This window comes from Pseudoalteromonas sp. SR41-4 (genome assembly GCF_014163985.1).
GTDB classification, from domain to species: Bacteria; Pseudomonadota; Gammaproteobacteria; order Enterobacterales; family Alteromonadaceae; genus Pseudoalteromonas; species Pseudoalteromonas rhizosphaerae.
In genome coordinates, this window is sequence record NZ_JACJEI010000007.1 from 80,139 (window position 1) to 92,993 (window position 12,855).

The 12,855-nt window shown below is 40.9% G+C and carries 11 protein-coding genes; 9 read left to right on the top strand and 2 right to left on the bottom strand.

Annotation, left to right across the window (positions count from 1 at the left end):
• Positions 1-198: 198 nt before the first annotated feature.
• A complete protein-coding gene (gene hemE / locus H5180_RS07645; protein ID WP_149980407.1) occupies positions 199-1,263 on the top strand; it encodes a uroporphyrinogen decarboxylase in 1,065 nt (354 codons plus the stop codon).
• An 85-nt stretch (positions 1,264-1,348) separates the two neighbouring features.
• On the opposite strand, the gene sthA is transcribed toward hemE, so the two are convergent.
• Entirely contained in the window at positions 1,349-2,776 is a 1,428-nt protein-coding gene (gene sthA / locus H5180_RS07650) for a Si-specific NAD(P)(+) transhydrogenase (protein ID WP_145242412.1), read from the bottom strand.
• Between the two features lie 13 nt (positions 2,777-2,789).
• Complete coding sequence (locus H5180_RS07655) at positions 2,790-3,923, bottom strand: fatty acid desaturase (RefSeq protein WP_145242414.1); 1,134 nt, start codon at positions 3,921-3,923, stop codon at positions 2,790-2,792.
• A 126-nt stretch (positions 3,924-4,049) separates the two neighbouring features.
• Here H5180_RS07655 and fabR point away from each other — a divergent pair, with 126 nt between their 5' ends.
• The 8 genes from fabR (at position 4,050) to H5180_RS07695 (ending at position 12,854) form a co-directional block, all read left to right on the top strand.
• Positions 4,050-4,673 carry an HTH-type transcriptional repressor FabR gene (fabR, locus tag H5180_RS07660; RefSeq protein ID WP_145242416.1) on the top strand — a complete coding sequence of 208 codons (624 nt, stop codon included), beginning with the start codon at positions 4,050-4,052 and terminating at the stop codon, positions 4,671-4,673.
• A 106-nt stretch (positions 4,674-4,779) separates the two neighbouring features.
• Positions 4,780-5,958 (top strand): hypothetical protein, encoded by a 1,179-nt coding sequence (locus H5180_RS07665; RefSeq protein ID WP_259399553.1) that lies wholly within the window; start codon positions 4,780-4,782, stop codon positions 5,956-5,958.
• 49 nt (positions 5,959-6,007) lie between these two features.
• Positions 6,008-6,676: a peptidoglycan-binding protein gene (locus H5180_RS07670; protein ID WP_182758008.1), complete on the top strand. Its 669-nt coding sequence runs from the start codon at positions 6,008-6,010 to the stop codon at positions 6,674-6,676.
• A gap of 1 nt (position 6,677) precedes the next feature.
• A complete protein-coding gene (locus H5180_RS07675) occupies positions 6,678-9,746 on the top strand; it encodes a toxin VasX (RefSeq protein WP_182758009.1) in 3,069 nt (1,022 codons plus the stop codon).
• A gap of 14 nt (positions 9,747-9,760) precedes the next feature.
• Positions 9,761-10,711 (top strand): hypothetical protein, encoded by a 951-nt coding sequence (locus H5180_RS07680; protein ID WP_182758010.1) that lies wholly within the window; start codon positions 9,761-9,763, stop codon positions 10,709-10,711.
• Positions 10,708-11,325 (top strand): peptidoglycan-binding protein, encoded by a 618-nt coding sequence (locus H5180_RS23760; protein WP_182758011.1) that lies wholly within the window; start codon positions 10,708-10,710, stop codon positions 11,323-11,325. Before H5180_RS07680 ends, H5180_RS23760 begins: the two co-directional genes overlap by 4 nt.
• Before the next feature lies 1 nt (position 11,326).
• A complete protein-coding gene (locus H5180_RS07690) occupies positions 11,327-11,689 on the top strand; it encodes a hypothetical protein (RefSeq protein ID WP_182758012.1) in 363 nt (120 codons plus the stop codon).
• 97 nt (positions 11,690-11,786) lie between these two features.
• Positions 11,787-12,854, top strand: a complete 1,068-nt coding sequence (locus tag H5180_RS07695) for a hypothetical protein (protein WP_404936335.1) — start codon at positions 11,787-11,789, stop codon at positions 12,852-12,854.
• Position 12,855 lies beyond the last annotated feature (1 nt).

The window sequence follows — 12,855 nt, forward strand, 5'->3', positions numbered from 1 at the left end:
TTACTATGTTGCAAACATATTAATAAAAAATTTCAAATGTTATTGTTTGTTGTATTAATTTTGTACCAAGCAAGCATCTTAAAATAGATTATTAATCTGTATCAATACTAAGGTTAATTAGTGCCATAGCGATAGAGAGGTGTGCGATATGGTGATACAATCTGCGCAATATCTATCAGCTTTAGGATCCTTTACGCTATGAGCGAATTAAAAAACGACCGTTATTTACGTGCACTACAAAAACAGCCAGTTGATGTGACTCCGGTATGGATGATGCGCCAAGCAGGGCGTTACTTACCAGAATACCGCGCAACTCGTGCACAAGCGGGCGATTTTATGAGCCTGTGTAAAAATGCTGAGCTCGCTTGTGAAGTAACATTACAGCCGCTGCGTCGTTACCCATTAGATGCCGCTATTTTATTTAGTGATATTTTAACGATTCCAGATGCGATGGGCTTAGGTTTGTACTTTGAAACCGGTGAAGGTCCTAAATTTGAGCGTCCAATTTCATCACTTGCTGATGTACAAAAAATTCCAAAGCTCGATCCAACAGATGAGCTTGGTTATGTTATGAATGCCGTAAGCACGATCCGTCGTGAACTAAAAGGCGAAGTACCGCTAATTGGTTTCTCGGGTTCACCTTGGACACTTGCTACTTATATGGTTGAAGGCGGGAGCAGCAAGACCTTTGGCAAAATCAAAAAAATGGCATTTGCTGAGCCAAAAACACTGCATTTGTTACTTGATAAGCTTGCTGATTCAGTGATCGATTACTTAAATGCACAAATTAAAGCCGGTGCGCAGTCTCTAATGGTGTTTGACTCATGGGGCGGTGTATTGAGCCCGCGTGATTATAAAGAGTTCTCATTGCAGTACATGCACAAAATCGTTGATGGTTTAATTCGTGAATACGATGGCCGCAAAGTGCCCGTTACGTTATTTACTAAAAATGGTGGTCAATGGATTGAAGCGATAGCAGCAACGGGGTGTGATGCAATTGGTCTCGATTGGACAATTAATATTAGCGATGCTAAGCGCCGTGTCGGCGACAAAGTAGCTCTGCAAGGTAATATGGATCCATCAATGTTACATGGCACACCAGATCGTATTCGCCAAGAAGTAGCGACTATCCTTGAAGATTTTGGCACAGGTGAAGGTCATGTATTTAACTTAGGCCATGGTATTACGCCTGATGTTGATCCTGAAAACGCGGGTGTATTTATTAATGCCGTACATGAGTTTAGTGCGCAATATCATAAGTAACTGCAGCTGTAACAAGCACTGTCATTTATAATCAAAAAAGCCCGCTTATCAGTAAGCGGGCTTTTTATTAGCTGTCTCAACGTGTTTATTTAAACAGTCGATTCAAACCATTTAACGCCGCAACACGATAGGCTTCAGCCATAGTTGGGTAGTTAAAGGTGGTATTTACAAAGTAATCAATATTATTGCCGCCATTTTTTTGTTCCATAATGGCTTGGCCAATGTGCACGATTTCAGAGGCACGCTCGCCAAAACAATGCACACCCAGTACTTCTTTGGTTTCAGTGTGGAATAATATTTTTAAACTACCCACTTCGGTACCAGCAATCTGTGCTCGCGCTAAATGTTTAAATTGAGCTCTGCCGACTTCATAAGGGATTTTCGCGGCGGTTAACTGCTGCTCTGTTTTACCTACTGAGCTCATTTCAGGGATGGTATAAATACCTGCCGGAATATCAATAATTAGTTTTTCATCGCAATTACCACAGGCAATTGCATCGGCTGCAATTCGACCCTGATCAAACGCTGCACTAGCAAGACTTGGGTAGCCAATGACATCACCAACGGCATAAATGTTATCGACCTCGGTTTGGTAAGTTTCATTAACTTTTAACTGCCCGCGGCCATCAGCTTTTAAGCCAACCGCTTCAAGGTTAAGTCCGTCAGTGTTGCCGGTGCGACCATTGGCAAATAAAATACAGTCAGCTTTAACGCGTTTTCCTGATTTTAAATGCATAACAACGCAATCATCACGGGTTTCAATGCGGTCAAACTCTTCGTTATGGCGGATCACAATGCCGCTATTCCAAAAGTGATAGCTTAAAGCATCTGAGATTTCAGCATCCATAAAGGCGAGTAAGCGGTCGCGAGTATTAACTAAATCGACTTTTGCACCTAAACCTTTAAAAATAGACGCATACTCACAACCAATGACACCAGCGCCGTAAATAAGCACACGATGAGGGTCATGCTCTAGGCCTAAAATAGTATCGCTGTCGTAAATACGAGAATGGGTAAAGTCGACTTCAGGTGGGCGATAAGGGCGAGAACCTGTAGCAATAACAATGGTTTTAGCAGTTAGTCGTTCGGTTGACCCATCAAGACGTTTAATTTCAATTGTGTGCTTATCAACAAAGCTAGCATCACCTTGAAACATATGAATGCGATTACGATCGTAAAAGCTACTGCGTAAATTTGATTGCTTAGAAATAACCGAGCTGGCGTGGCGCAAAATATCAGGAAACGTTAACCTACTAGGGCGCTCACCCACATTAAACAATGGGTTTGCTTTGTATTCTATATAGCGGCTAACAGAGTGACGTAGTGCTTTTGAAGGGATAGTACCCCAATGTACGCAACCACCACCAACGGCAGCTTGGCGTTCGATAACGGCCACTTTTTTGTTGCTTTTAGACAGGTTCATGGCGGTACCTTCACCGCCAGGACCTGTGCCTATAATAATTGCATCATATTGAAATGATGGTTGTTCTTGCTTTACTTGTTGTTTGGCCACAGCCACTCCTACATTAACTAAAAGAGGCTTTTAATAACCTCGCATTGAGTGCAAGCCACGCCTGCTTTTGATTTTCCCAGGCTGCTTCCAACTCATGATATTGTGTCATTAAAGCTGATTTTTCGCATTGTTGCAGCATGTTATTCTTTTTAACTTCTAAAACTTGCTTTTTTAGTGCGCAAAAGTGTTGTAGCTTTTTCAGCAATAAATCGTACTCTTGCTGCAATAATGTAAGCTTATCTTGCGCTAAAGGCAATTTCGCTAAACGGTTTTGCGTTCTATTCATTAACGTTTCGGCTTTGGCTTTTTCGATGCGCTCAACCGGCGTACGTTTTAATTTTTTAGCAAGTCCAACAGCCGCAAAAGCGCGGATCATCCATTTTGTGGGATCATAATGAAACCATTTTATGCCATTGCGATAATCACTGGCAAAAATATGATGAAAGTTATGGTAACCCTCGCCATAAGTAAACAAGGCTAGTACCCCGTTATCACGAGCAGTGTTTTTTTCGGTGTAAGGTCGAGAGCCCCAGATATGCGCCACCGAATTAATAAAAAAGGTGAAATGCTGGCTCAATACCAAACGCAACAATCCAGCTAACAACAGCATGCCAATTACATCACCAATTATTAAACCCAGCAGGGCAGGGATACCAATATTAGTTGCTAATACTAATTTCATATAATGACGGTGTTGCCACATCACTATTTTATTGCGTTGTAAATCACGACAATTACTATAATCACCATAACTGTCGCCTTGGTAATCGCGTAACATCCAACCTATGTGGCTATACCAAAAGCCATTAGTTGCTGCATAAGGGTCTTTTACAGGGTCATCAACTTGGCCATGATGAACGCGGTGATCGCTGCTCCAGTGCAGCGCACTATTTTGTAGTGCAAAAGCACCACCTAAAGCAAAAAAGGCTTCTACAACAGGATGAGCGTCGTAAGTTTTATGGGCCCATAAGCGATGGTAGCCTGCGGTAATTGACATACCAGCATAAAACATACAAGCAACAAATGCGATCCAATGACTACTGGTAAAGCCATGGGTAAACCCATACCAAGGCACTAATGTGGCAGCAGCCAAAAAAGTAATACTAAAAAATAGGACATTGGTCCAAATAATCGGTGGTTTTTTCATCTTTTCAAATCTGAGCGTACACTTGTAAGCTAAAATAATATTTCATTCTCTTGCCGTCAAGTATTAGACTGGAGAATTAAGATAAAAATCACCATAAATTGATTTAAATTAAATCAGGAGTAGTTCATGTCGGGTGTTCGCGCGCAACAGAAACAAAAAACACGACAAGCTTTAATTGAAGCGGCATTTAACCAATTAAGCGCCGATCATAGCTTTTCTAATTTAAGTTTACGTGAAGTTGCCCGTGAAGCAGGTATAGCACCAACCTCATTTTACCGCCACTTTAAAGACATGAATGAACTGGGTTTAACCATGGTCGATGAAGCCGGTTTAACGCTGCGCCAGCTAATGCGCCAAGCGCGCCGCCGTATAGCCAGTGGCGGTAGCATTATCACCACCTCGATTGTTACTTTTATGGAGTTTATTGATAACTCCAGTAATCAATTCAGATTATTACTGCGTGAACGCTCCGGCACCTCTAAAGCATTTCGTGCCGCTGTAGCCCGTGAAATTAAACACTTTATTTTAGAGCTTGCTCATTATCTTGAAAGCGAAACCCCGTGCGATGCAACTCATGCGTATATTCAAGCAGAGGCTATGGTCACGCTAGTATTTAATGCCGGTGCTGAAGCATTAGACATAGAAGGGCAACAACGAGAAGAGTTAGTCGATCGTTTAATTTGGCAATTACGTTATATAACGCGTGGCGCTAGTAATTATGTGCGAGAGAATAAAAACACGAGTGAATAATCAGCATAAATGCTTGTAGATTTTTTGTTCCTATTTCTTTATTATTGCAAGCTAAAGTTTATACTCAGAAAATTAAATCTCTGCATTAGAGAAAGCGAGGATGCATATGCTCACCAAGGACGCGGTGAACTTTAAACATGCCCATATTTTTGATGAAATAAAAGATGAAGCAACCGAACCTGTTGTAACGTTTGCGTACGTCAGGCGAGCTGAATTCTTTTTATTACCGAAAAAACTACAACGGCTTATTCAAGATAATCAGTATGGTGTAATTGATAAACGCCAAGCCGCACGGCTACGTGATGATCCCCGCAGCCAATTTTGGGCAAATGAAAAAACATGGCGAAAAGTCAGCTACAACACCTATAAAAATACCGCGCAAGGCTTAGCTGTTTATCCAAAAGGTCCTGTGAGTACCACTAAGTTTTCGTCATCCGGTGGAGCTAATGCCGCACCTGATTATTCGGCTTCGGAGCATTTTTTAAGTGACTCCAACCAAGCAAACTTCTTAGCAAATCCAGCGCTACTCAATAGCCAGTATGGAGAAGGCCAAGCAAAGTATATTGCGCAATCAATGCAGAAAAATAGCCGTGCTTTAAAGCCAACAGTTGTTGAAGTTCACTTACCCGCAGTATGTATATATAAGCCTATTTTGCAAAGTACTGTATTGCTAAAAGCGTCGCATCAAGTTAGGCAACATTTTTCAAACCATCTTTTACAAGCAAGCGAAACCGTAGAGCAGCTCGCCGAGCAATATACCGGCTATAAAAATGCCAATTTGATTTACGACTACAACCTAGGCTTTAGTAATCGCAAACCAGCCAAACCCGGCACTAGCTTACGCGTGCCCGATGGCTGGAAGCTCAATATTGAAGGCTCAAGCAGCAACAGCCGCAGCGTGGTTATTAAGTGGCAAGGGCCAACCAGCGGGCAAGTAACCTTACAACTCGATAAAAAACGCCCTGACGAAGTATCGTTTTGGCAGCATTTTTTTGCTGTAAAGCCCGGACTTTATAACGTTATTGTCACTGCCAGCGGCGCAGTAGATACCACTACCTTTACCGTTGAACAGCCCGCGTTAGGCTACGAAATTGAATTGCGTGATGAAGCCGGCGAGCCGCAAGCGAATATGGGGTACAAAATTCGCTTACGTAACGGCCATGTTATCACCGGACAGCTCGATCAAAACGGCTACGCCAACGTATCAGGCCCTGATTTTGAAAACGCCAAAGTCAGCTTTTTTGAACTCGCCGATCACGATTGGTCAGTAGGCAACATCACCTAAACGTAGACTTGCTCTGGCGATATTTATATTTAGGGATAAGGATATTTCAATGACACAACAACACACCGTCGCACAAGGCGAAACACTGCTACGCATAGCACGCCAATATGGTTATAAAACCTCAACCGCCTTGTATAACCACCCCAGTAATGCTGAGTTTAGAGCGCTGCGCCCTGATCCAAACTTAATTTACCCCGGTGACGTTATTACCATACCACCTAAAAAAGAAAAGTTTATGCCGCTGCGCGCCAATAGCCTAAATACGTTTGTTGTACAAAACGAAAAAGAATATTTTCGCTTGCAAATAATTCATGAAGATGGTGATGACATCACTGGCAAACGTATTGTACTCAACATAGGCAGCCAAACTATCGATACCGTTTTACCGAGCGACGGCCTAGTTGAAGTTGAGCTAAATGAGAACGACACGCTCACCGCTCAGGTTGATTTATATCTCAAGGAAGATCAAAGCTCACCCAGTGAAAGTTTTACCGCACAAGTTGGTCATTTAGACCCCATCGATACCCTTTCAGGCGTACAAGCTCGCTGTAATTTACTGGGCTTTGATTGCGGTAAGGTAGATGGAATTAATGGTGCAAAAACTAAAGCCGGTGTTAAGGGGTTTCAATTTGTACATGGCTTAGAGGTTGACGCCATAGCAGGGGAAAAAACAAAAGCTAAGTTAAAGCAAGTTTATGGTTCTAAATCTAAGGAATAGAATGAATACAGCAAAGAATGCCTTACCTATGGCGGTTAATAGCATCAATAAAGTGATAGTTGATACTGAAGTGACACCTATTTATCCCGTGCGATATGCCTATGCCAATTTTTTTGAAGAAACATTACATGAAAATGCGCTACCTACAGATTTGAATACGTTATTACATGCAAGAACGATTAAAGATGGGCAGGGTTATATTGTTCGTTTACTGCGTGAAGGCTGGGTTTATCTATTTGATGAAGATAATCCTGCAACAGATTTACTGCATATTTTTAAATATGAAAAACGCAAAAGTGATAAAGGCGTAGCGACTGAACACTTTGTTAAATACAAATTTAAAAATGGTGTCGATGCTTCTCAAGGTATCGAAGTGGATACACATAAAAAGTGTAAGCTTTCTGATGATGGTAGCTATGGTTTTGTATTTGCCAGTAGAGAAGCAAAAAAAGTCTCTATTGTTTATACCGAGCATGAATTAGCGAAGGAAGTAATCGATAAGCTGCAAAGTCAGCAAAGCTTTCGTCGCGAATGCATGCAGTTAATTGACCTTCAAAAAGAAGACGGGCAGGACTTTGTTCCAGCAACAGAAACCAATTTATGGAAGCTTGTTGAAGATTACAGAGAGCGCAAAGAGCGTTTTTTAAAGTTTCAAGCAAGTACAGAGGCTGATCAAAATGAAATTAGTTTAGATGTACTAACTACGGATGACTCCTACGAGCTTGATGCAAGTTACATTTCCTTACTTATCAATCACACATTGAGGTTTTCTAAAAAATCTAAAATTGTTGCGTTATTTGACCCTGTTGGGCGACAAAAAGATATTGCACTTGCCCATGCTCAGCTGTGTATTTTACAGCAAGCCGAATCCGCTCAAAACATTTATCCTTATACAATAGGCGCGTTTGTACAAGCGCTTCGTAGTAGTAAAGACGAAGTCATTAAAGAAGCCTTAGCAGAAAACATCAACTGGCAAGAGCATGGCCGCTATTGGCAAGCAATGGATAAGCGTCAGCGTACATACTTAGCACGCCAGCAAGAGTTCGTCGATTTGTATAGCGCATTTATGGAAGCTGCGCCGCATCAAAATCAAGTGGGGAGTTTAAATACCTACCTACAAAGTTTTTTTGCAGAGCCCAAAAAAGATGCTGCTCAGGAAAGTGAATTTGTTAAGGTGTGCGATATCTACACTGATATTTTTGCCGGAATGTTAGCATCAGCACCCGGGAATAAAGCCTTTGAGCAGTTGTTTATTGAAGGAGCTGAACAAGCCGAAAACAATGGTAATACATCACCAATCGCCATATTTTGGCATTACTTTTTAAGGCCAATTGTTACGCAACCGCAAAAAGGCACTGACTTTACTGCAAACACCTTAAGAGCACTAGATAGACTGATGGTGACGATAGCCCCGGTTATCTCTAAGTTATATTCACCTACAAAGGTGAGTTTGGACTACGCAAAAAAACTATTTGGTGTAAGTGCTGGGGCAGGGATTAACTATATCGCCAACAAAGTAGTCCCCGCTATCTTAAACGCATATGGCATACAAATACTCGATAAAACAGTTTCTCTCACCGAGTCACAGCTAGAGAAACTGCTTAACCAAGTCATCAATGACTCAAACTTAAACCACACCTTACATGTAACTAATCCGCAGACAGCAGAGCGTTATGTAGGTAGTGCTGAGCGCAAAATCAAGCTAGGGCAAGCGGCATTTGACTGGGTTGAAGGCGTAAAAGACGCTAAACTCCCCACGCTGATTACCTTATCAGAAATTCAGGTTGATGCTCGTCATTACAATAATTATGAGTTTGTGCATAGCCCTTACAGCGAAGCGAGTAAAATTGCGCTTTTAGTAGATGGCAGCTTTGCTGGTTTAAGTGCCTTTTTTAATCTTTCAGCAATTAATGACCTAATCCACCAAAATCGATTTGATATAACAAACCCACTCAAAAACCGCTCAACATTTCAATCTGTGATGACATGGACGAGTGTGCTCTCAGCGCTAACGGTTGATATCGCTACCATAGGAAGTGACACACTAAAACTAGGTGTTAAGGTGCAGCCTAAGTTGTTACAACCTCAAGCAATGCAAAAGTTATCATCGCAGGCAACACATTTAAGTAAATCACTAAGTGAGTTTGTTACGGGTAAAGTGGCTGCTCGGCTTATTTTTGTAGCGAATGTAGCGGGCGCTGTTAGTTCTGCAATAAGTGCAATTAATGCTTTCGATGTTGGTAGTGACGAAGAAGCCTATGGGCACTTAATTACCATGGCAGGCTCGGCTGCACTAGCAGCACAGGTGATGTTTTTTGGCTCCAGTGCGCTTTATGCTAGCGCTGCTTCAGCTGCTACAATCGGTGGCGCGCCTGTCAGCATATTATTGCTCATAGGCGGTTTAATCGCTATAGGTGCAGGTATTACCATAACATTTTTGTTCGGTAAAAATGATTTAGAACTATTACTAGCAAATTGCTTTTGGGGGAGTGGGAGTAAATATGCGTTCTGGATAACTGAAGATGAAAGACCATCTATGAATGATAGACTCAAAGAAGCTTCTACTATATATAAAGAACAAAGAGTCTCGAGCGCTTATCAAGTTGAGCTGCAAGAATTTGAGAATATATTTAATCGTCCATCATTAACATTTGAATATAAAGACGGTAAGTCTGACTATCATTTTGCTTTGCCTAATTTTAGACTAGGTATTTCACAACTTCACTTTGAAGTAAGAGTTAATAAAAAAGTCTTGTCAGATGGCATCATCAAACCAAACACTCTCAGTAATAGCATTAGCGACTTTAGCCCATACGTAACCGTACGTGAGGTTGACTTACCATTAACCCAAAGCTTAAAACAACAGTTAAATGCCATAAAACATACCTTTAACTCAGGACTTGCACAATTTACTTTAACTCTTGAACATGAAAAGGATGTTTTTTTATATTGGTATTATGAGCCATCACCAGGAGTTGTTGTACCAAAACGTTATTTGGTTAAAAACGCACTTCTTAATAATGAAATAATAGGCATGCTTGATGATGATTTTATGCCTGAAACACATTAATAAAAGAGATTTTTATGGCTTTGATTAAACACCATTACCCAATACCTTTAGCAAATAAGTTGAAAGCACTACTTAGCTTTCAACTCACTAAAGAGGCACCGCCGCCAACACCGATAGTGTATGTAGATGAACATGCTTGTAAGCTTAGTAATAATTCAATGAAAGCCCGTAATATGGGACTGATCCCATTGTTATTAATGATTTTATTTACTGTATATTTAAATATCGATGACTTCTGTATTGGTTGGGAGAAAAAGGAGAAGTCGACACAACACAAAATTAAATTTTATAAACGTGAATATGGCGAAAATTACTTTTTATCTCCACGAGTTCACCCTATAGATAAGCGAAATTACGAGATGTTAGATGAAAATGGAGACCTATCATTAAGTAATTATATGCATTATCGTTATTATACAACTGCCAAGGTTGGCGGTACTTATCGCCTTAAAAAAGACATTTCACTTTTAGTTTTTTATGCTGTTACTATTCCACTTTTGTTGTTTTTTATTATTCGTTTTAAACGTCAAGCACCGATGGTGTTTGATCGTGATAAACAAATTGTCTACCTCTGGTACAAAGGCAAGGTACGCGCCCAGCACTTTAAAGATTTACGGATTTATGAAGACTTTCAAATGATGCGTATTCAGACCCGCGGTTTTGATAAACACAACAACATGCAATGGGCTAATTTTATGGTGCAACCGCGCCATAACCCTTATTACAACGGTAAAGATGCGTATGAGCCAGTACTGGCATTTATTTGTCAATTTATGGAATATGGCCGCGAGCATGTAATGCCACAGCATGAACAGTGGCAAAGCGATGATAAGCCCTTTGCATTTTTTGATGATGAAAAACCAAAAGACTTTGAGCAGCAATTAAATGCAGTGTTAACACATTTATCAGAGAACGATACAGATATCCCGCTTGATAAAGACAATTTACCCATTCCCCCTGTGTGAATAAGGTAAGGGCTGATGGTTTTAGAACTTCAAAAGCGCTTTATAACCACCCCAGTAATGCTGAGTTTAGAGCGCTGCGCCCTGATCCAAACTTAATTTACCCGGGCGATAAAATTACCATACCACCTAAAAAAGAAAAGTTTATACCGCTGCGCACCAACGGCATTAATAGCTTTGTTGTACAAAACGAAAAAGAGTATTTTCGCCTGCAAGTATCGTACGACGACGGCGATGACGTAGCTGGTAAACGCGTAGTACTCAATATTGGTAGCCAAACAATAGATACCGTATTGCAAAGTGATGGGCTTATCGAAGTAGAGCTTAATAATAACGACGCACTTACTGGCAACGTCGATTTATATTTAAAAGCAGGCGAAACCACACCAACTAAAAGCTTTGCGGTACAAATAGGCAATCTAGATCCAATCGACACGCTTTCTGGCGTGCAGGGACGTTGTAATATGTTGGGGTTTAATTGCGGCAAGGTTGATGGCGTCATGGGAGAAAAAACACGCATTGGGGTAAAAGAATTTCAGTACCAACATGAGCTAGATGTAGATGGTATTCCTGGCCCTAAAACCAAAGCAAAATTACAGCAAGTATTTGGGAGTTAGTATGAGTGCCCCGCATAGTATGCCAATGGTAGTTAACAATATAAATCTGTTAACGATTGTTAAGCCCGCTTTTGTATTTTTTTATCAAGTTGATACTAATGCAAAAAATTACGCTAAAGAACAGCTCATGCTGGTAAATAATCAACATAACTGGCAGCAAATAAAACCCATATCACGTGTAATGCCTGAGGGGAACTGGGTTCGTATAGAATTTACCGACATACCCCAAAGCGGCAATTTTGATTTATTACAAGACCCAAACGACGGCCAGCCTACTTACTATATATTTGATAACGTGCCATTCAGCGAGCTTAACAAGCAAACACCAAACACGGTAATAATGGCAGAGATAACAGAAGGGTAAGTGCATTCATTTTGCCTTCATTATAAAAGGTTTTAAATAATGAGTTTGTTTACAGCAATCCAATAAATGGACTCATTCAGTAAAAGGATAGTTTTTGATGTTTTTTAAAAAATACAGCATGTTTTGCGTGCTCTCTCTTTGTGCCAGCTTAGTGCTAAGCGGTTGCTCAGAGCCATCTTCACAAGGCTCTGAGCAGGCAGAGGTTGATGTTGCTAAATACCCATGGGCTAAAGAGCATAAAAACCACCCAGAATGGCCGATGGAAATACGAGAAGAGGTGTATGGCGATGCTCATACATTCTCAACACCGCGGTTAATGTTTTGGAATAAATACAAATACAGTGAGATACGCACGCTGTGGTCATCGCGTTTAGATGGCTCAGACAGGCGTCGTATTATTCCTGAAGAAGTATTTACACGTTTAGAATCTATTAGTATACATGCACCAGCTCGCTCACCAGATAACCGTTATATCGCTATTTCGGGTTATATAAATGACCGAGCGACGCGCCAGCTTTACGATACCAAAGAGCAAAAGCTAATCACCATGTCAGGTGGGGGTGGCTACCCGTGGTTTAATTGGACCTCAGACAGTGAAAACGTCATTTTTTACTCAGATGGCAAAAACTTTAATTACAATGTTCCAACAGGCGAGTTAACCCCACGACCACAAATTCACCACAGTGGCGCTGCTTTTTTACTGCCCGGCGATAAAGAGTTTTTAGCGGTAAAGCACGATGGCTTTTGGATACATAAGTTTAATGGCGAAATAGTGCGTAAAGTGAATTTTGGTTTTCCGAGGAAATGGGAGATGGTGGACCACCGAATTTCACCGGATGGTAAGTATTTAGCGTTTATGACTCATATCAGACCGAAAGCCCACTTTCATTGGGTGAATATCGAAAACCCTGAAATAAAGCATTCAGAAATAGGTGAGGGTGGTGGCGTTATTTTTTCTCCAGATGAAGATTATCAATTAGAGTACACAATAAAGCACTCGCAAGAACGTGATGAAAATGGGTTTTATCTTTCAGAGCGTGTCATCAGAACAAAAAACATACTAACAGGTGTGCAAACTGAAGGGTTAGTTAAAGAAAAAGGAATCTGGGGCATGAGAACTTTAGTCCCTGTAGCAATTACTAACTTAGCAGCACAAGGACAATAAA